Annotated in this window: 17 protein-coding genes; 5 read left to right on the plus strand and 12 right to left on the minus strand. The window is 72.0% G+C overall.

What is annotated here, in order from left to right; translation table 11 throughout:
• Positions 1-2,118 carry a glycogen debranching protein GlgX gene (glgX, locus tag Vse01_RS02550; protein WP_093402741.1) on the minus strand — a complete coding sequence of 706 codons (2,118 nt, stop codon included), beginning with the start codon at positions 2,116-2,118 and terminating at the stop codon, positions 1-3.
• A 359-nt stretch (positions 2,119-2,477) separates the two neighbouring features.
• Between glgX and Vse01_RS02555 the strand changes: the two genes are divergently transcribed.
• The gene (locus tag Vse01_RS02555) at positions 2,478-3,869 is read left to right on the plus strand and encodes a glycosyltransferase family 4 protein (protein WP_093402740.1); all 1,392 of its coding nucleotides are present in this window, start codon (positions 2,478-2,480) and stop codon (positions 3,867-3,869) included.
• A 91-nt stretch (positions 3,870-3,960) separates the two neighbouring features.
• Here the strand turns inward: Vse01_RS02555 and Vse01_RS02560 are convergent, their stop codons facing one another.
• Both Vse01_RS02560 and Vse01_RS29575 read right to left on the minus strand, forming a co-directional pair.
• Positions 3,961-4,446 carry a DinB family protein gene (locus tag Vse01_RS02560; RefSeq protein WP_198413146.1) on the minus strand — a complete coding sequence of 162 codons (486 nt, stop codon included), beginning with the start codon at positions 4,444-4,446 and terminating at the stop codon, positions 3,961-3,963.
• Between the two features lie 97 nt (positions 4,447-4,543).
• Positions 4,544-4,666 carry a hypothetical protein gene (locus tag Vse01_RS29575; protein WP_275415485.1) on the minus strand — a complete coding sequence of 41 codons (123 nt, stop codon included), beginning with the start codon at positions 4,664-4,666 and terminating at the stop codon, positions 4,544-4,546.
• Between the two features lie 98 nt (positions 4,667-4,764).
• Between Vse01_RS29575 and Vse01_RS02565 the strand changes: the two genes are divergently transcribed.
• Positions 4,765-5,334 carry a maleylpyruvate isomerase N-terminal domain-containing protein gene (locus tag Vse01_RS02565; RefSeq protein ID WP_093402834.1) on the plus strand — a complete coding sequence of 190 codons (570 nt, stop codon included), beginning with the start codon at positions 4,765-4,767 and terminating at the stop codon, positions 5,332-5,334.
• Between the two features lie 391 nt (positions 5,335-5,725).
• On the opposite strand, the gene Vse01_RS02570 is transcribed toward Vse01_RS02565, so the two are convergent.
• From Vse01_RS02570 to Vse01_RS02610, 9 genes are all read right to left on the minus strand, one after another.
• Entirely contained in the window at positions 5,726-7,009 is a 1,284-nt protein-coding gene (locus tag Vse01_RS02570) for a citrate synthase (protein ID WP_093402738.1), read from the minus strand.
• A 249-nt stretch (positions 7,010-7,258) separates the two neighbouring features.
• The gene (locus Vse01_RS02575; RefSeq protein ID WP_373870618.1) at positions 7,259-9,355 is read right to left on the minus strand and encodes a sulfatase-like hydrolase/transferase; all 2,097 of its coding nucleotides are present in this window, start codon (positions 9,353-9,355) and stop codon (positions 7,259-7,261) included.
• Positions 9,352-10,827, minus strand: coding sequence for a class I SAM-dependent methyltransferase (locus tag Vse01_RS02580; protein ID WP_093402737.1), 1,476 nt, complete (start codon positions 10,825-10,827; stop codon positions 9,352-9,354). Before Vse01_RS02580 ends, Vse01_RS02575 begins: the two co-directional genes overlap by 4 nt.
• Before the next feature lie 9 nt (positions 10,828-10,836).
• Complete coding sequence (locus Vse01_RS02585) at positions 10,837-10,986, minus strand: hypothetical protein (RefSeq protein WP_155220336.1); 150 nt, start codon at positions 10,984-10,986, stop codon at positions 10,837-10,839.
• 252 nt (positions 10,987-11,238) lie between these two features.
• Entirely contained in the window at positions 11,239-12,462 is a 1,224-nt protein-coding gene (locus tag Vse01_RS02590) for a glycosyltransferase (protein ID WP_093402736.1), read from the minus strand.
• Between the two features lie 4 nt (positions 12,463-12,466).
• Positions 12,467-14,572 carry an ArnT family glycosyltransferase gene (locus Vse01_RS02595; protein WP_093402735.1) on the minus strand — a complete coding sequence of 702 codons (2,106 nt, stop codon included), beginning with the start codon at positions 14,570-14,572 and terminating at the stop codon, positions 12,467-12,469.
• Positions 14,573-14,617: 45 nt separating this feature from the next.
• Positions 14,618-16,075 (minus strand): sensor histidine kinase, encoded by a 1,458-nt coding sequence (locus Vse01_RS02600; RefSeq protein WP_373870620.1) that lies wholly within the window; start codon positions 16,073-16,075, stop codon positions 14,618-14,620.
• Positions 16,072-16,818 (minus strand): response regulator transcription factor, encoded by a 747-nt coding sequence (locus Vse01_RS02605; protein WP_093402734.1) that lies wholly within the window; start codon positions 16,816-16,818, stop codon positions 16,072-16,074. The genes Vse01_RS02600 and Vse01_RS02605 overlap by 4 nt, the downstream gene beginning before the upstream one ends.
• Positions 16,819-16,909: 91 nt before the next feature.
• Positions 16,910-17,134: a DUF8847 domain-containing protein gene (locus Vse01_RS02610; protein WP_093402733.1), complete on the minus strand. Its 225-nt coding sequence runs from the start codon at positions 17,132-17,134 to the stop codon at positions 16,910-16,912.
• A 164-nt stretch (positions 17,135-17,298) separates the two neighbouring features.
• Between Vse01_RS02610 and Vse01_RS02615 the strand changes: the two genes are divergently transcribed.
• The 3 genes from Vse01_RS02615 to Vse01_RS02625 all read left to right on the plus strand — a co-directional run bounded on the left by Vse01_RS02615 (position 17,299) and on the right by Vse01_RS02625 (position 19,933).
• A complete protein-coding gene (locus Vse01_RS02615) occupies positions 17,299-18,246 on the plus strand; it encodes a serine/threonine-protein kinase (RefSeq protein ID WP_093402732.1) in 948 nt (315 codons plus the stop codon).
• Between the two features lie 59 nt (positions 18,247-18,305).
• Positions 18,306-18,728: an OsmC family protein gene (locus Vse01_RS02620; RefSeq protein ID WP_093402731.1), complete on the plus strand. Its 423-nt coding sequence runs from the start codon at positions 18,306-18,308 to the stop codon at positions 18,726-18,728.
• A 335-nt stretch (positions 18,729-19,063) separates the two neighbouring features.
• The gene (locus tag Vse01_RS02625; protein WP_093402730.1) at positions 19,064-19,933 is read left to right on the plus strand and encodes a hypothetical protein; all 870 of its coding nucleotides are present in this window, start codon (positions 19,064-19,066) and stop codon (positions 19,931-19,933) included.
• The last annotated feature ends 44 nt before the right edge of the window (positions 19,934-19,977 follow it).

Consider the following 19,977-nt stretch of genomic DNA (forward strand, 5'->3'; position numbering starts at 1 on the left):
TCAGGCCACCCTCTCCAGCACCACCAGGGATCGGTCCGGTACGCAGAGCGTGTCGCCGGCCTCCACGGTGGTGCCCTTGTCCTGGTCCGGTTCGGCGGTGCTGATCACCAGTTCCCAGCGGTGGCCGAACTCGGCCGGTGGGAGGGCGAAGTCCAGCGGTGCGTCGTGGGCGTTGAAGCAGAGCCAGAACGAGTCGTCGTGGTGGCGTTGGCCGTACTGGCCGCGTTCCCGGATGCCCTCACCGTTGACGAACAACGCCACCGAGCGGCCGAAGTCGTTGCCCCAGTCCTCGCCGGTCATCTCCCGACCGTCGGGGGTGTACCAGGCCAGGTCGGGCAGCGGCTCGTCGACCTCGCGGCCGTGCACCGGCAGGCCGCTGAAGAACCGGCGACGCTGGAACACCTGGTGCTGGCGGCGGAACTCCACCAGCCGACGGGTGAAGTCGAGCAGTTCGGTGTCGGCGTTGTCCCAGTCGACCCAGGCCAGCTCGCTGTCCTGACAGTAGGCGTTGTTGTTGCCCCGCTGGGTGCGGCCCAGCTCGTCGCCGTGGCCGATCATTGGTACGCCCTGCGACAGCAGCAGGGTGGCGATGAAGTTGCGGCGCTGCCGGGCGCGCAGGCCGAGCACGCCCGGGTCGTCGGTGTCGCCCTCGACGCCGCAGTTCCAGGAGCGGTTGTGGCTCTCCCCGTCGCGGTTGTCCTCGCCGTTGGCCTCGTTGTGCTTGTCGTTGTACGACACCAGGTCGTTGAGGGTGAACCCGTCGTGGCAGGTGACGAAGTTGATGCTGTGGAAGGGACGGCGGCCGTCGTCCTGGTAGAGGTCGGCGGAGCCGGAGATGCGGGAGGCGAACTCGGCGAGGGTGGCCGGTTCGCCGCGCCAGAAGTCGCGGACCGTGTCGCGGTACTTGCCGTTCCACTCGGTCCACTGTGGCGGGAAGTTGCCGACCTGGTAGCCGCCGGGGCCGACGTCCCACGGTTCGGCGATCAGCTTCACCCGGCTGACCACCGGGTCCTGCTGCACCACCTCGAAGAAGGTGGAGAGCCGGTCCACCTCGTAGAACTCGCGGGCCAGGGTGGCAGCCAGGTCGAAGCGGAAGCCGTCGACGTGCATCTCGGTCACCCAGTACCGCAACGAATCCATGATCAGTTGCAGCGAGTGGGGGCTGCGGACGTTGAGGCTGTTGCCGGTGCCGGTGTAGTCGACGTAGTAACGCCGGTCCTCCTCGGACAGCCGGTAGTAGCTGGGGTTGTCGACCCCCTTGAAGCTCAGCGTGGGGCCCAGGTGGTTGCCCTCGGCGGTGTGGTTGTAGACCACGTCGAGGATCACCTCGATGCCGGCGGCGTGCAGCGCCTTGACCATGCCCCGGAACTCCTGCACCTGCTGGCCCAGGTGGCCGAGGGCCGAGTACGCGTGGTGCGGGGCGAAGAAGCCGATGGTGTTGTAACCCCAGTAGTTGCGCAGCCCCAGGTCGGTCAGGCGGTGGTCGTTGACGAACTGGTGCACCGGCATCAGTTCGATGGCGGTGATCCCGAGCCGGGTCAGGTGCTCGATCATCGGGGGCGAGGCGATGCCGGCGTACGTGCCGCGCAACTCCTCGGGGATGCCGGGCAGCCGCATGGTCAGCCCGCGGACGTGGGCCTCGTAGATCACCGAGTGGTGGTACGGGATGCGCGGCGGCGCGTCGTTGCCCCAGTCGAAGTAGGGGTTCACCACCACCGACTTCGGCATGTACGGCGCCGAGTCGTCGGTGTTGATCCGATCGGGGTCGCCGTGGGTGTAGTCGTAGACCGCCGGATCCCACCGCACGTCACCGTCGATGGCCTTCGCGTACGGGTCGATGAGCAGCTTGGCCGGGTTGCAGCGCAGCCCGTTCGCCGGGTCGTACGGGCCGTGCACGCGGTAGCCGTACCGCTGCCCCGGCCCGATCCCCGGGATGTACGCGTGCCAGACGTACGCGTCGACCTCCCGCAGCTCGACCCGGCGCTCGTGGCCTACGTCCCACTCATCGAAGAGGCAGAGTTCGATCTTCTCCGCCACCTCGGAGAAGATCGCGAAGTTGGTGCCCATCCCGTCGTAGGTGGCCCCGAGGGGGTACCGCTCGCCCGGCCAGACCTGCATGTCGCTCCTTCGGCCCACATGTCATGAGCGCGCCCGCACCATGAGCGCACCCGCCGGGGCGGCCCGGTGATGCGCGCGGCGGTAATGCCCCGCACGGTCCACCGCCAATCCATCCGATCGGGTGAATGCCCGGTATCCGCCCGACTGAGCCGAGATGAACCCTGCGGTGTCCTCGGTCACTGAGGCCCTCTTCGAGATGCGCGATCGGCCGTCATGACGTTTCCTTGTTCGCGGGCGCGTAGTGCGCGCCTATCAGATCCTTGCACCGCGGACGCGTCCACGCGTGTCCGAAACCCAACCCTGCCCGTTCCGCCGCCACCGACGTCGGCGCGTTCCTTCCTGCACGGACGGAGACTGATGTGACCACCCTGCGGGTCGGCGGACGTACCGCCACCGCTCCGGACCGCGTCCACCGCCCCACGCTCACCTCGCGACCCCAGGTTCCGACGCCGTCCGGCCCTACCGCCGGGACACAGACCCGCCGCATCCTGATGCTGTCGTGGGAGTACCCGCCGGTACTCGTGGGCGGCCTGGGTCGGCACGTGCACGCCCTGTCGGTGGCGCTGGCCGCCGCCGGTCACCAGGTCACCGTCGTCACCCGCCACGCCGACGGCGCGCCGCTTGAGGAATACGTCGACGGCGTACGCGTCGTCCGTGCCGCCGAGGACCCGGTCACCTTCCCGCTGGCCACCGGATCGCTGCTGGCCTGGACCATGGCCTTCAACCACACCCTCACCCGCGCCGCCCTACGCGCCGCCGCGACCGACGACTACGACGTCATCCACGCCCACGACTGGCTCGTCGCGCACACCGCGATGACCCTGCGCGACCACCTCGACCTCCCCCTCGTCACCACCATCCACGCCACCGAAGCCGGCCGGCACCAGGGCTGGCTACCCGAGGACATGAACCGCACCATCCACGGCGTGGAGCACTGGCTGGGCGGCGAGTCGAACCGGGTGATCGTCTGCTCCGGCTACATGCGCGACGAGGTGGCCGGCCTGTTCGGCGTGCCGAACGGCCGGGTCGACGTGGTGCCCAACGGGGTCGAGCCGCACCGCTGGCGGGTCTCCGCCGCCGCCGTGGCCAAGGCGCGGGCCCGGTTCGCCGGAGACGGGCCGCTTGTCACCTTCGCCGGCCGGCTGGTCTACGAGAAGGGTGTGCAGCACCTGATCGCCGGGCTGCCCCGGCTGCGTGAGCGGCACCCGGGGCTGCGCGCGGTGATCGTCGGCGACGGGCCGTACCGGGGTGAGCTGGAGGCCCACGTGCACCGGCTCGGCCTGGCCGGCACGGTCAGCCTGCCCGGTTTCCTCGGCGGCACCGATCTGCCCGCGGTGATGGCCGCCTCGGACTGCTTCGCCGTGCCCAGCATCTACGAGCCGTTCGGCATGGTCGCCCTGGAGGGCGCCGCCGCCGGTGCGCCGCTCGCGGTCGCCCAGACCGGTGGGTTGGCCGAGATCGTCGAGCCGGGCGTCACCGGCGTGACCTTCCGGCCGCACGATCCGGACGCGCTTACCGACGCGGTGCACACCCTGCTCTCTGACACCGAACGCGCCCGGACGCTGGCCCGCCGGGCCCGAGTGATGGTGCACGAGCAGTACGGCTGGGCCGCCATCGCCAGCCGCACCGCCGCGGCGATCACCCAGGCCCCGACGTTCACCGCCGAACGCGCGGCGCAGCAGATGGCGCACGGGCGGTCGCTCCCGGCGATCCCGGAGGGCAACCTGCTCGCCGCCGCCGGTCTGCGCTGACCCCTTCCGCACCGCTCGCGCTTGCGGGCGCCTCGCCCCGACCCGGACCTCGACCGGGTCGGGGCGATGACCCACCGGCGATCGGGTGCGGCTATCGGGGCCCGAGTCCGGTCCTTCCGTCGAGCAGCTCGCGCGCCGCGTCGAGATGACCCGCGTGTCGTGCGGTCTCCTCGATCATGTGCAGGACGACGCGCCGCAGGTCGGTGACCTCTTCTCCGAGCGGGCCGGGGTGCCGCTCGCGTACCGGGGCGGACAGCGACGTGGCGGCGAGGACGGCGTCGGACCGCTCGCACTGGGCACGGTAGAACTCCAGCACCACCGACGGCGGTCGGGGCGTGGTCAGCGGCGCGTGGTCGTCGTCGGGCCAGACCAGCGGGACGGCCGAGCCGAGCATGATCTCCTGGAACCAGTGTCGCTCGGCGTAGCCGAGGTGCTCCACCAGGCCCAGCGGCGTCCACCCGGAGGGCAGCACGGCGGTGGTCAGGGCCGTCACGTCAAGCCCGTCGATGATCGCGAGGACGCTTACCCGCTGCGCCTTCAGGAACATCGACAGTGCGCTCTTCTCCTCGTCACCCACGCCGTGCATCCCCTCTTGTCAGCCGATGCCCCCGGGACGTGTCGCCCGGATCGGCTCCAGCGAATGCCGGACGGTAGCAATCCCGACCGACACTCGCTCACGACCGCCGTCGGCAAACCCCTAGTCTGCCGATCAGCACGGCGGCCAGCATCAACAGGTGGGCCACCAGCACCACGCGCCCACCGAGCGAAAACGGTCGGACCCGCACCTGCTGACTCATGGGCGGCACCGTACCGCTCACCCGGTTGGTGCGGCAGCCCGGACCTGACGGGGCCGCCGGCCGGCAGGGCGAATGGCAGCATGCTGGACATGATGAGGATGGACGGTGGGGACGTCGAGCGGGCGGTGACCGAGATGGTGCGGGTGCTCACGCCGCACCTGTCCCGGGACTGGCGGGAACACCGGGCGGGCCCGCTGAAGTGGAGTTGCTGGACGACGGCGGTCCACGTCGCCCACGACCTGCTGGCGTACGCGGGTCAGGTCGCAGCCCGCCCGGATGAGGCGTACCTGCCGTTCGACCTGGTCGTCCGGGACGACGCCGCGCCGCGCGATGTTCTCGCCGTGGTCACCGCCTGCGGGCGGCTGCTGAGCGAAGCGGTCGACGCTGCGGATCCGGCCGCCCGTGGGTGGCACTGGGGGCCGACCGATCCGGGTGGCTTCGCCGCCCTCGGGGTCAACGAGACGCTCGTGCACACCTGGGACATCGCCCAGGGGCTCGGCATCGACTGGCGGCCACCGGCGGAGCTGTGCGCGGCGGTGCTCGCCCGGCTCTTTCCGCAGGCCCCGGCCGGGGATCCGGTCGATGTGCTGCTCTGGTGCACCGGCCGGGCCGAACTGCCCGGCCATCCCCGGGTGACGTCCTGGCTGCTGAAGGCCGCCGTCGACTGACCCGCCCGTGGGCACCGCCGGGCGGCGTGTGGGGCGGCGCCCGCCGGATGGCACCAGGTCTGTTCGGGTAGTTCGGTCTGCCGTTACGATCTATCCACACTGGTCGGCGACGCTGCGCATCCGACACACTCGCAGACATCCGGCGGCGGTGCGGTCCGAGGAGGGCGCGGGTTGCTGCGCGATCATCTGGTCACCGGGGCGCTGCCGGTGGCCGAGCTGGTCGCCGCCGGCACGGTTACCACCGACTACCGGGCCGGCGCCGCCCGCATCCATGTCATCAACGAGGTGCTCGGCGACCTGCCCACCACTGCGGGTCAGGACGACGACGGCCGCCGTACCCGTGTTCCGGGTGCGGCGGCCGTCGTCGTGCGGGCTGCGTCAGGTTGCGCGGTCAGCGCTGCTCGACGGGAAGGTAGTTCCGCTCGGCGGCACCGGTGTAGACCTGCCGCGGGCGGCCGATCTTGGTCTCCGGGTCGTTGATCATCTCGCGCCACTGGGCGATCCAGCCCGGCAGCCGCCCCAGGGCGAACAGCACGGTGAACATCTTCGTCGGGAAGCCCATGGCCTTGTAGATCAGGCCGGTGTAGAAGTCGACGTTCGGGTAGAGCTTGCGGGAGACGAAGAAGTCGTCGGCGAGGGCGATCTCCTCCAGTTGCATCGCGATGTCCAGCAGCGGGTCCGGCTTGGCCATCCGGCCGAGCACGTCCTGCGCCGCCTGCTTCACGATCGCGGCACGCGGGTCGTAGTTCTTGTAGACCCGGTGGCCGAACCCCATCAGCTTGACGCCGTCCTCGCGGTCCTTCACCTTGCGGACGAACGACTGCACGTCACCGCCGTCGGCCTGGATGCGCTCGAGCATCTCCAGCACCGCCTGGTTGGCGCCGCCGTGCAGCGGGCCGAACAGCGCGTTGACGCCGGCCGAGACCGAGGCGAACAGGTTGGCGTTGCTGGAGCCCACCAGCCGCACCGTCGAGGTGGAGCAGTTCTGCTCGTGGTCGGCGTGCAGCACGAAGAGCATGTCCAGCACCCGGGCGATCACCGGGTCGACCTCGTACGGCTCCGCCGGCACACCGAACGTCATCCGCAGGAAGTTCTCCACGTAGCCCAGGGAGTTCTCCGGATACAGCAGCGGCTGCCCGATCGCCTTCTTGTACGCGTACGAGGCGATGGTCGGCACCTTCGCCATCAGCCGGACCGTGGACATCTCCACGTGCTCGGCGTCGAACGGGTCGAGGCTGTCCTGGTAGAAGGTGGAGATGGCGCTGACGGCGGAGGAGAGCACCGCCATCGGGTGGGCCTCCCGGGGGAAACCGTCGAAGAAGCGCCGCATCTCCTCGTGCAGCAACGAGTGCCGGCGGATCCGCTCGGTGAACTCGGTCAGCTCCTGGGTGGTCGGCAGCTCACCGTAGATCAGCAGGTAGGAGACCTCCAGGAAGGAGCTCTTCTCGGCCAGCTGATCGATCGGGTAGCCACGGTAACGCAGGATGCCCGCGTCACCGTCGATGTAGGTGATCGCGGACGAACAGGCGGCGGTGTTGACGAACCCCGGGTCGTACGTCGTCAGCCCGGTTTCCTTCAGCAGCTTGCCCACACCGATCCCGGCGGGGCCCTCGACCGCGGAATGTACCGGCATCGACAGCTGCCCGCCGGGGTGATCGAGCTTGACTTCCGTCATGTGGTTCCTCGCTTCGCCGGCAGATCTACGTTGAATTGCCTTCGCTTCTACCGTAATTGCGGTTGCGGCAACACCGCCGCTCGTGGTTCGGCGGTGAGGCATGCGTCACCCGATTCCCGACCGAAGCGCCGGGAAACCCCGACGACCGGGACGGACAGGCAGGAAAGGCGCACGTAGCGTGCAAACAGGCGGAGTGGGAAACGATCCAAGACCGGCGCGCGTGCCGACCTGGCGGGCCCGACGGACCGGTCAGGAGATCGACAGCTGACGAAGTTGGCCGTCCTGGCCGACCAGGTAGAGGTCGAGGTGGTTGGCGCCGGCCCGGAACAGCCGGTCGTCGGCGAGCAGCGCCGCGAAGCGTCGGCCGCCGGGGTCCGGGGCGACCACCGGGACCACCGCCGCGACGGTGCCGTTGACGGCCACCGCCAGCTCGGTGCCGTCGGGGACGTCGTCGTCGACGGTGCCCCAGATCATGCCGGGCAGCACACCCTCGTCGGGATCGACGGCCCGGAAGGCGTCCAGCCCGCCGACCCGGGCGCTGCCGGAGGTCGGTACCGCGCCCACGGCGGTGCCGACCAGCCGGTGCGGCGCCATCGGTGGCGGCGCGGCCGGCACCCCGCCGCTGATCGGCATCGGCTGGGACGGCCGGTCGTAGAAGACCTTGCCCGCGTCGGCGCGGGGCCCCTGCCGGGCGGAACGACCGTCGACCCGCCAGGGCAACCGGATGGCGGCCTCGTCGGCGATCGTCGGCAGCAGGTCGACGTGTTGCCAGTTGCGGTCGTCGACCTGCCCGCTGCGCTGGCCGGGCGTCTTGACGAACAGCGGCACCCAGGCCACCTCGTCGGCGGCGGCGCGGATCGCGTCCTCGCCGCGCCCCTGCACGCCCTTTGTGAAACTGACTCCGTGGTCGGCGGTGACCACCACGAGCGCCTCGTCCCACAGTCCGCTGGCGCGCAGCGTACGCATCGTCTCGCCAATCAGCCGGTCGGTGTAGCCGAGTTGGGCGAGGTGCCGGGCGCGGGCCAGGTCCACCCAGCCGTCACCCTCGTTGGGGAAGTCCTCCGGGGCCTCGTACCGCGCCCCGGACGGCAGGAACGCCCACGGCGAGTGGGGCATCAGCAGGTGCAGGAAATGCAGTGTCGGTCGCGCCGACGGGGCCAGGCCGGCGAGGAAGCTGGTGAAGCGGGCCGGCTGGTTGACGTTGAGGCTGTCCCAGCGGAACTTCGGGTCGGTCGGCACCGGCTCTGCGGCGTCGATGCCGGCCTCCTCGGCGGTGCGTTCGCGGTAGGAGTCCTCCGGGTCGATCCGACTGTCGTGCGGCGCGGTCACCTGACGCAGCAGCTCCGCCGTCTCCCGCACCAGCACGCCGGTCCCCTGTTCCGGGGTGACCGGCTGCTCGCAGCGGCTCGGCGGGCAGAGCCGGGTGATGCTCTCCTCGGCGCGGATGTCGTACAACCCGCCGAAGGCGGTGAAGAGGTTGTCCGGGTAGTGCGAGTAGTGCGGGGCGAACGACTCGGCCGGGTAGCGGCCGGTCAGCATCGCCGGCAACGCGTACGGGGTCCAGCCGCTGACCCCTGTCGCGTTGCGGTACCAGGTCGAGGCGGCGGCCAGCTCGGCGAAGTGCGGAAACCGGGTCGCGTCGACGCCACCGGTGGCGTCGAGCAGGGAGACCAGCGGAAGCTCGTCGAGGATCAGCATGATCACCGGCGGGTGCCGGTTGCCGGTCGCCGTGCCCGCCACGCCGCCGTCGCCGAGCGGCAGCACCACCGGCCCGGTCGGCGAGGCGAACAGGAACAGCCCGACGAAGATCAGCGGGCCGACGGCCGCCAGGCGCAGCACCCGACCGAGGGCCGTCCAGCGCCGGTGGGCGACGGCTGCGGCGGTGCCGAACACCAGCGCCACCAGCAGCAGCGGTACGCCCCGCAGCGGTGTGGTGTGCCGGCCCACCTGCACCGCCAGCGCGGCGACCAGCAGCCCGAGCAGCAGGCTGTGGGTGACCGTCCGCACCGCGGCTCCGGCCAGGCCGGCGAGCAGGCCCAGCAGCCCGAGCGCCACCGTCGGCACCACCGCGACCAGGGCCACCAGCAGCAGGATCTCGCCCCGGTCGGCCCGGTGGAACAGGAAGAAGTCCGGGCTGCGGCCGAGGATGTCCAGCAACGGCTGGGTGATCACCAGCCCGACCAGCGCGGTGACCTCCAGCAGCCGCCGGCCCTCAGCTCGCCAGCTGCCCCAACCCCACCACCTGCGGCGTACCGTCTCGGTCAGATCGGTCGGCGCGGACGGGGCCGGCACCGGGTCGCTGCCGGGACCGCTCACGCCGGCCTCGGTGGTGGGGCGGTCGGTCACGGAAGCGCCACCCGGTACAACGTGCGGGTCCCCGAGGGCAGTTCCAGCCGGTCCTCGACGGTGCCGTGGCCGGCGAGCAGGGCCTCGAAGGCATTCCGCCGGTAGTCGGGAAAGATGCCGTCGGGCTTGTTGGCCAGCAGTCGGGCGGCCATCGGGTCGTCCGGGTGGACGAACTCGACCACCAGCCGGCCGCCGGGCGCGGCGAAGCCGGCGAGGCAGGCCAGCACCTCCGGCAGCGGCACGTTGCGTCCGATCGCCAGGTGGTGCACCAGGGCCAGGGCGAGCACGGTGTCCGCGTTGACCCGGGCGGCGAACGAGGCCCGTTCGGTGCCGCGCCAGCCACCGCCGGGCGACGGGTCGGCCAGGTCCATCACCAGCGGCAGGACGTGCCGTTCGCCCTCTCCGCGCAGGGTGCGGTACAGCCGGTCGACCACCGCCGGGTCCTGCTCCACGGCGACCACGTAGTCGGCGTGCCGGGCCGCGAGGCGCGCGTACCGTCCGTCGTTGGCGCCCAGGTCGAGCACGAGCCGGCGCCGACCGGCGACGCTCAACGCGGCAGCCACGAAGCGCTCCTTGCCCGCCCGGTCGTCGCCGGAGTAGCCGCAGGTCTGCTGGTAGTCGACCCAGTGGGTGGCAGCCGGCTGATGATCAAGGCGGCGGACGAGCTTCTCCAGCCCCCGCACGGTGGCCACGGCCAGCTCACGGGTGTACCCGGCGTCGCGCAACTGGGCGCGTACGTCGGCGGTGCTGGTGTCGGCGCTGCGGCGCTGAACGGAGCCGTGCAGGTGGACGTGGGTGAGCACCCCGGGCAACAGCCGACGGGTGCCCCGGAACAGTGGGCCCATCTGCTCCGGCTCGATGCCGTCGACCTGGGCCCGCAGCCACGGTTGGAAGGCCAGCCCCAGGTGGGCGCTGAGCATCAGCGGGTAGAGCAGTGTCTGGCAGAACTGTCGGTAGCCGGCCCAGGGTTCACCGTCGCGCAGCGGAGTGAAGGACCCGATGTCGATGAAGACCGGCTCGGTGCCGCGCCACTGGAGGTTGTACGCCGAGCCGTCCTTCGTGGTGAAGCCCGCCGGCAGGGCGGCCCGGAGGATCTCCAGGTGCAGCAGCGCGGCGTCGCGCAACATGGCGAAGGACCACTCGTACGGGTGTGAGACGAACGGAACGCGCTCGTGCCGAAGCACCGTCGCCCAGTCGGTCGACGCCGGACCCGACGGCAGTTCCCGCAACGGCGACTCCACCGGCAGTTCCTCGGTGCCGCAGACCTTGCCGGCGGCGAGCAACGGCGGAAAGAAACTGCTGGCGGCGAGGGCACGCCAGTCGGCGGCGGCGGTCCGGTCGAGCGCGCGCAGCACGTCGTCGCCGGCGTGGAACACCCGGTTCGCCGGGTCGCGGAACGAGCCGGGCTCTGGCCGAGGGTCGACGTGCAGCGGGGCCGGTCGCGACGACCGGCCAAGGTCCGGAATCACCATCGGATCGGGTCAGCTCTGGTCGGTGGGCTGGCGGCGAAACCGGCTGACGAGCCTGCGCCAGTAGAGCTTGGCCGCCACCGCGACGCCGGCGATCCCGCCGACCACCGCCTGCACGATCAGGCTGCCGGATCCCGCGTCCAGGTAGGCCAGGTGGTTCACCGACCGCTCCTTCCCTCTGCCGTCACAACCGACACCAACCGCCATAAGCTCGCATTGAGGATTCGGGCGGCCTGGCCGGACCATGCCACCGTACGCTGCCAATTGCCACCTGTCGGCCACAACAACACACTTCCCACCCCATTTCCCCCCCGCCCCACCCCGACGCCCGCTGTTGATCAAGAGGTTTCCGCCTAGTTCGATCTTCATCGGCGACCAGAACTTCTTGATCAACACGGTGTGTCGGGGGTGCTGTCAGGGGTGGTGGTGCATGGCTAGGCGGAGCAGGGTGAAGCGCAGGGCTGTGGCGGCGAGGTTTGCCGCAAGCAGGACCGCCAGTTCCACAGCCCGGTCCGGGGTGGTGGCCGCGTGCAGGATGGCCAGTGACCCGCTGGTGAGCGCGAGGCCGAGAGCGAACGCCAGCAGTCCCTGCACGTGGTGCCGGGTGACGTGCCGGCGTCCGGCGATGCCGAAGGTGAGCCGCCGGTTGGCGGCGGTGTTGGCCACCGCGGTGAGCAGCAACGCCAGCAGGTTCGCCGGCTGGGCGCCGAGCGCACCCCGGGTCAGCGTGAACAGCAGCAGGTACGCGCAGGTGCTGACCACCCCCACGGCGGCGAACCGGATCAGTTGCCGGGGCAGCCCGGCGGGCGCCTGCTCCGGCGGAGCCGCCAGCGGAGCCCGACCGAGCTGCGCTCTCAGCTCGGCCAGGGGCAGCGCACCGGTCAGCAGCGCCCGGCCGAGCCGCCCGATGCCGCGCAGATCGGCCACGGCGGTGGCCACCACGTCCACCCGGCTGTCCGGGTCGTCGATCCAGTCGACCGGCACCTCGTGGATGCGTAGTCCGGCCCGCTGCGCCAGCACCAGCAGCTCGGTGTCGAAGAACCAGCCGGTGTCCTGCACCAGTGGCAGCAGCTCGCGGGCCACGTCCGCCCGGATGGCCTTGAACCCGCACTGCGCGTCGGAGAACCGGACGGCCAGGGTGCCGCGCAGCAGCAGGTTGTACGTCCGGGAGATGACCTCCCGCCGGGCACCGCGCACCACCCGGGCGGTACGCGCCAGCCGGGTACCGATGGCCACGTCGGAGTGACCCGAGATCAGTGGCGCGACCAGCGGCAGCAGCGCCGCGAGATCGGTGGAGAGGTCGACATCCATGTACGCCAGCACCGGCGCGTCCGACGCCGACCAGGCCGCCCGCAGGGCCCGCCCGCGGCCCTTGGCGGACAGGTGCCGTACCCGAACCTCGGGCAGCTCGACGGTGAGGGCCTCGGCGACGGCCGGCGTGCCGTCGATGCTGGCGTTGTCGGCGATGGTGATCCGGAACGGGTACGGGAAGTGCTCGGCCAGGTGGGCGTGCAGTCGCCGGACGCTCGGGCCGAGGTCGACCTCTTCGTTGTAGACCGGGACGACGACGTCCAGTACCGGGTTCGGTGCGCCGGGCCGGGCCGGTACGGCGGCGCGGGAACCGATCGAGGTGATCATCGCGTCATCCCTGCCTTCCGCTGCTCAGGTCGTAGAGGGCGACCCCGTCGACGGTCTGCGTCGGGAAGTTCGCCGCGACCCAGGCGGCGATCTCCGAGGAGGCGGAGCTGCCGCCGTTGGTGCCCCGGAAGCCACCCCCGCCGAGGAACCAGTGGATCCTGCCGTCGGCCACGTACCGCTGGAACTGCTCGAGGGTGGGCGACGGGTCGCTGCCGTTGAAGCCGCCCACCGCCATCACCGGCCGGCCGGTGGCCAGCTGGTAGCCGGAGGCGTTGTTGGAGCCGACGGTGGCCGCTATCCAGGTGTAGTCGTCCCCGTCGCGTTCCAGCAGCTCCCGCAGTTCCGCGCTCGGCTCCCGGGAGTCGAGCAGGCCACCTGGGCCGCCACGGTTCGCTCCGGTCCGCCCGGCCGTCGGCGGCCCACCGGGGACCTGGCCACCGGAGACCGCACCGCCGAGGGGTCGGCCGCCGTCGGTCTGGCCGGCGCCGTCGGCTGTGCCCGGCGGGCCAAAGCCGGACCGGCCGTCGCCGGGTCGACCGGTGCCGTCGAAGCGGCCGGCGTAAGGGCCGTCGGCGAAACGTCCGCCCCCGCCCGGCCCGAAACCGCCGCGCGCCTGCGGACCGGCGGTCGGGATGGCGCCGGTGTGCGGGGTCGCTGCGGTCTGCATCGCGTACGCGGCCGGCCCGGCCAGCGCCACCGCCGCGCTGACCAGCAACGCCGGGACGGCCGCGCGGCGGACCAGCCGATGGGCCAGCAGCAGCGTCGACACCGCGATCAGCCCGCCGACCAGTACGGCGGTACGCAGCCACGGATACCAGTCGGAGGTACGGCCCAGCAGCGTCGCCGACCACACCGCGGTGACGACGACGGTGCCGGCGAGGACCAGGGTGGACGCGATCCGGCGTCCCCTCGACGCGACGGCGCGGGCCTGCCAGAGCAGGGTCGTGCCGATGCCGACCAGCGCGGCGACCGCCGGTGCCAGCGCCACCGTGTAGTACTCGTGGAAGATGCCGGACATGTAGCTGAAGATCCCGCCGGTGACCAGCAGCCAGCCGCCCCAGAGCAGCAGCCCCGCCCGCGCCCGGTCGGTACGCGCCGCCCGGCCGGCCAGCACCAGCCCGGCCACCAGCAGGATCAGTGCGGCCGGCAGCAGCCAGGAGATCTGCCCGCCGACCTGCCCACCGAACATGCGCAGCGGGCCGGCCTGCCCGGAGAACGGGCCGCCGCCGCCCGGCCCGCCGCCACCGCCGACGCTGCCCACCTCGTTGCCGGTGATCCGACCGAGACCGTTGTAGCCGAGGGTCAGCTCCAACACGCTGTTGGACTGCGACCCGCCGATGTACGGGCGGTGCGCGGCGGGCACCAGCTCGACCACCGCCACCCACCAACCGGCGGCCACCGCCACAGCCAGCCCCGCGATCAGCACCTGCCGGAGTCGGCGGACCGGCGTGGTCGGTGCGGCGATCAGATACACCGCCGCGAGGACCGGCAGCACCAGAAACGCCTGGAGCATCTTGGTCAGGAAGCCGAAGCCGACCAGGGTGCCGGCCAGCACCAACCACCGGGTGCTGGCCGTCTCCAGGGCGCGGACCGTGGCGTACGCGGCGGCGACCAGCAGCAGCACCAGCAACGCGTCCGGATTGTTGAACCGGAACATCAGCGTGGCCACCGGCGTCACGGCGAGCACCCCGCCGGCGATCAGGCCGGCGATCGGCCCGTACCAACGGCGCACTGCGGCGTACAGCAGGCCGACCGTCGCCACCCCGCAGAGCGCCTGCGGCACCAGCAGCGCCCAGCTGTTCAGATCGAACAGGCGTACGGAGAGCGCCATCAGCCACAGCGAGGCGGGTGTCTTGTCGACGGTGATCGAGTTGCCCGCGTCCGACGAGCCGTAGAAGAAGGCCGTCCAGTCCTGCGAGCCGGCCTGCGCCGCCGCGGCGTAGTAGGAGTTGGCCCAGCCGGAGGCGCCCAGGCCCCACAGGTAGAGCAGCCCGGTGGCCAGCAGCAACGCGGCCAGGGCCGGCCGTACCCAGGCGGTCGAGGGGGCCGAAGGGTCGGGTGGGGCGGTGGGTGCCCCGGGCGGGTGCGACGGGTTGCCTGTGCTGTCCATGCCGGCCAGCCTCGGCCAGGCAGCTGTCGTGCCGCCGTGGCTCGCCTATGCGTCGGCTGTGGAGTTGGGCAGCCGGACGGTGAAGACGGTGCGGCCCGGTCGGGAGTCCAGGGCGACGGTGCCGTGGTGCGCCTCCACCACGGCGGCGACGATGGCCAGGCCGAGGCCGGTGCTGCCGTGGGCGCGGGACCGGGAGCTGTCGCCGCGGGCGAAGCGTTCGAACACCTCGGGCCGCAGTTCGGGGGGTACGCCGGGGCCGTCGTCGGTGACGCTGAGTTCGGCGGTGTCGCCGGCCTGGCGCAGGCTGGTGGTGACGGTGCTGCCGGGCGGGGTGTGCACCCGGGCGTTGGCCAGCAGGTTCGCCAGCACCTGGTGCAGCCGCGCCGGGTCGCCGGGCACCCGGATGACCGCCTCAGGCAGGTCCAGCTGCCAGCGGTGCTCGGGGCCGGCCACGTGCGCGTCGCTTACCGCGTCCACCACCAGTGCGGTGAGGTCGACCGGTTCGACCGCCAGGGGTCGGCCCGAGTCCAGTCGGGCCAGCAGCAGCAGGTCGTCGACGAGGCCGGTCATCCGGGTGCTCGCCGATTCGACCCGGCGCAACGCGTGGGCCACGTCGGGCGGCACCTCGTCGCGACCCCGGCGCGCCACCTCGGCGTAGCCACGGATCGCCGCGAGGGGCGTACGCAGTTCGTGGCTGGCGTCGGCGACGAACTGGCGTACCCGGGTCTCGCTGGCCTGGCGGGCGGCGAGCGCGGCGGCGACGTGGCCGAGCATCCGGTTGAGCGCGGAGCCGACCTGCCCGACCTCGGTTCGCGGGTCGGTGTCGGCGGCCGGGACCCGTTCGGAGAGCGCCACCTCACCCCGGTCCAGTGGTAGTTCGCTGACCCGGGCGGCGGTGGCGGCGACCCGGCGCAGCGGACGCAGCGTGGCCCGGACGATCAGCGCCCCGGTGGTGCCGGCGATGAGCAGGCCGACGGCGGTGACCCCGGCCTGCGCGGCCACCATCGCCCAGACGGTCTCCTGCACGCCGGCCAGCGGCACACCCAGCACCCGCACCGTCCCGGTGGCCGACTGCCGGGCCACGACCCGGTAGCCGCCCCGCTCCCCCAGGCTCAGACTGTGCGCCCGGCCGTCGGTTGGCACGTCGGCCAGCTCACCCACCTCGCCGACCGGTACCGGCTGTTCCTGCCGGCCGACGAGTGTCCACGCCTCGGTAACCCGGCCGTCGACGACCTGGGCGCTGATCGTGCCGGGCGGGAAGCCGCGCGGTACCCGCACGTCGCCCCACGGGCCGGTGCCCGGGCCGGGTTCCCAGGGGGCGCTGGGCCGCCCGCCGGGCGTGAAGCGCAGCTGCTCGTCCACCCGGGAGATCAGGAACTGCCGCAGTGCCACGGTGGTGAGGCCGCCGATGGCCAGGCTGACCACGGCGAGCAGCGCGACCAGGGTGATCACCAGGCGGGTCCGCAGCGACCAGCCCGCCAGCCACCGGCGCACCCCGCTCACTCCGCCGGCTTGAGCAGGTACCCGGCCCCGCGCAGCGTGTGGATCATCGGCTGGCGGCCGGCGTCGATCTTTTTCCGCAGGTACGAGATGTACAACTCGACCACGTTGGCCTGGCCGCCGAAATCGTAGTTCCACACCCGGTCGAGGATCTGCGCCTTGCTCAGCACCCGGCGGGGGTTACGCATCAGGTACCGCAGCAGCTCGAACTCGGTGGCGGTGAGGGTGATCAGCCGACCGTCCCGGCGTACCTCGTGGCTGTCCTCGTCGAGGGTGAGGTCGCCCACGGTGAGCACCGCGTCCGGGCGGGCGGCCACCGCGAAGCCGGAGCGGCGCAGCAGCGCGCGCAGCCGGGCGATGACCTCCTCCAGGCTGAACGGCTTGGTCACGTAGTCGTCGCCGCCGACGGTCAGCCCGGCGACCCGCTCCTCGACCGCGTCCCGGGCGGTCAGGAACAGCACCGGCACGCTGTCGTTGTCCGCCCGCAACTTGCGCAGCACCTGGAAACCGTCGAGGTCGGGCAGCATCACGTCGAGCACCACCGCGTCGGGTCGGAACTGCCGGGCGGCGCGTACCGCCGCCATGCCGTCGGCTGCCGTACGCACCTGCCAGCCCTCGTACCGCAGCGCCATCGACAGCAGGTCCGTCAGGGTCGGCTCGTCGTCGACGACCAGCACCCGGACCGGTTCACCGTCCGGTCGACGCAGTTCCACCCGGCCCGGCGTGGCCTCGCCCTCGATCCTCATGGCTGCCATGGTGGGGCCGCGCACTTGGGGCCGCTTGTGCGGTTGCTGTGTGCCAGCTGTGCGGCCGCCGTCGGAGGGGGTCGACCCGGGGTCACTCGGTCACGCCGACCGGGTCGGTCCGGACGAAGCGCATGGACCAGGTGCCCGACCCGTCGGGGCGTTGCCGCACGTAGAGATGGTCGGCCGCCGGTGTGGGCGCCTCCTGTGGCCGGCGCAGCACCCACAGCCGCGGCGGTGCGCCGTCCGGCCCGGCCGGCAGCGACCGGACCAGGTCGTGGGCCGGACCGCCGACGAAACGTACGGTCACCTCACTCATCACGTTCCGCCTCCAGCCCGCCCGGCGCGTCGGGCGTCCCGGCTCGCACGCTAACGCACCAGCCGCCGTAGGAGGCGGGTTTGCCCTGATCGGAGCCGGGGTACCGTGCCGGGGCCACGGCCTCACGCGCCGCGGCGGAGCACTACGAGGTCAGGGGGCGGTCGATGCGTACGCTGGACGGGCGCTACCGGCTCGAACAGCGCATCGGCATCGGCGGGATGTCGGAGGTGTGGCGGGCGTACGACACCGTGCTGGATCGGTCGGTCGCGGTGAAACTGGTCTCGCCCGGTCAGCCCGACGGGACGGCTTCGGTGGAGCGGATCCGCTCCGAGGCACGCTCCGCGGCCCGCCTGGTCCACCCGAACGTGGCAAGCGTGCACGACTTCGGCACCTGCGACACCGGGTTGGGGCACGAGCTGCCGTACATCGTCATGGAGCTGGCGGAGGGGCAGACCCTCGCCGCACACCTGCGCACCGGCCCACTGGACTGGCGGATCGCGGTGCGGGTCTGCGCGGAGGTCAGCGCCGCGCTGGCCGCCGCGCACGCCCACGGCATCGTGCACCGCGACATCAAGCCGGCAAACGTGATGCTCACCCCCTCGGGGGTAAAGGTGCTGGACTTCGGCATCGCCACCCCGGCCGGGGCCGCCGACACCGCGCCCGACGGCGTCGTGGTCGGTACGCCCGCGTACCTGGCACCGGAGCAGCTGCACCGGGCCCCGGCGACCCCGGCGGCCGACATCTACGCCCTCGGCGTCCTTCTCCACTACAGCCTCGCGGGACGCCTGCCGTACCCGGTGGACAGCGTCAGTCAGTTGCTCGGGCGGGAGTCACGCCGGACACCGCGACCGTTGCCCGAGTTGCCCGGGCTGCCCGCCGAGGTGGCGGACCTGTGCCGGCGCTGCCTCGCCGACGATCCGACCCGGCGGCCGAGCAGCCTGGTGGCCGCACTGCTGCTGGCCGAGGCAGTCGACGCCCGGGTGTACGTGCCGATGCACGAGCCACTGATGCCACGGCAGCGGCCACCGGCGGTGAGTCCGTGGACGGAGCGGGCTGCGGCCGAGGTCACCGAGGCCGCCGTCGGCGCCCAGTGGAGTCGGCACGGCGGTTGATCCCCGGTTTCACGCGTCCGACCCCGGGTAGCCGGGCGGGGAGTGACGGGAGGAACGCGATGCCGAGTTCCTGGCTGAACGAGGTTGCCGCCGCGACCGCCGAGGGCGGTCACATCCACACCGACGACGAGGCGCTGTCGACCGCCCTCGCCTCGCCGCTGGCGCCGCACTGCACCGGGCTGACCCCGTCGCAGCTGCTGGCCGCCGCGTTCGCGTCCTGCCTGCACCACGCGGCGGTGGAGGCGGCCGGCGGGATCACCGACGAGGCGCACACCGTGCAGGTACGCGCGGAGGCGAAGCTGGGGCGGGATGACGACGGCCGGTACCGGGCCGACGTGCACGCCTCCATCTCGTCGGTCGGGCTGAGTCGACAGCAGCTCGCCGAACTGGTCGAGCACGCCGATCGGCTGTGGCCGTTCTCCAGCGAGGACGGCGGCCGGCACCGGCTCACCGTCAGTCCGGCGGAGAACGGCCGACACTGACCCGCTGGTGGGATGAGCGAGCCGGGTTCCTGCCGGCGCGTACCGCCGCCGGCGGGCACCGCCTGGTCCGACCGCCCCACGCGACGGCTCGATTGGGTCGAGCCCAGCCTCACCCATTCGGGGGAGGCGACCAACGGGCTCGATAGACGTCTACAAGATCCCGTTTCCGCCCTGTTTTATAGGCTCATTCCTGACATTTCCTCCACGGTGGATAGGCCCGGCTCGACCGGTATGTAAGCGTAAGTGGAGAATGACCCGGCGGATAGCCGCGAATTGTGACGCATGCCACCAACCGGGCCGATGGCAGGCGGCGATTGGCTTTCTAGCCTCGGCGGGTGCATCCCGACGACGACTTCGACCAGCAGCTGACCCCCGGGCAACCGGCGAGCCTTTCGGCCGACGACACATCATCCGAAAGGTTGATGGGCCGGCATCGTGCCGTGCCGACACCGCGCCGCGGTGTTCGCGCGGTGCTCGCCTCCACCCCGGTCCGGGTGGCTCTGGCCACCGGCGTGACCTGCTGCCTCGGCGCCACCGCCGTCGTGGCCACCAGACACGATGACGAGGTACCCCCGCCCCCGGTGACCGAGGCGCTCACCGACCGCGCGCTCACCGACCGCGCGCTCGCCGCTCAGGAGAAGGCCGCCTCCCGGTCCTTCGACCGCAGCCCCACGCCCGCCCCGGCCAGCCCCACCGCCTCGCCCAGCGCCAAGCCGTCGCCCACCAGCAAGCCGAAGCCGAAGAAGAAGGCCCCCACCAAGCCACCACGCCCCCGACCCGTCGCCGGGCTCACCCAGGCACAGATGGACAACGCCAAGGCGATCGTGGACGTCGGCGTCGACATGAAGATCCCCCGCCAGGGGCTGGTGATCGCGGTGGCCACCGCGATGCAGGAGAGCACTCTGCTCAACTACGCCAGCGGCGTGCTGCCCGAGTCACAGAACTACCCGCACCAGGCCATCGGCTGGGACCACGACTCCGTCGGGCTGTTCCAGCAACGCCCCAGCAGCGGTTGGGGCAGCGTACGAGACCTGATGCGGCCGGCGTACGCGGCCCGCGCGTTCTACGAGGCGCTGCTCCAGGTGCCCGGCTGGCAGCAGATGAGCCTGACCCTGGCCGCCCAGGCCGTGCAGATCTCCGCTTTCCCCTACGCCTACGCCCAGCACGAGGACCGGGCCGCCACCGTGGTGGCGGCGCTGACCTGAGCCGGGCGTACGTCGTCGGGTCAGGCCCGCCGGTAACGGCGGGG

The organism is Micromonospora sediminimaris (genome assembly GCF_016863575.1).
GTDB lineage: Bacteria > Actinomycetota > Actinomycetes > Mycobacteriales > Micromonosporaceae > Micromonospora > Micromonospora sediminimaris.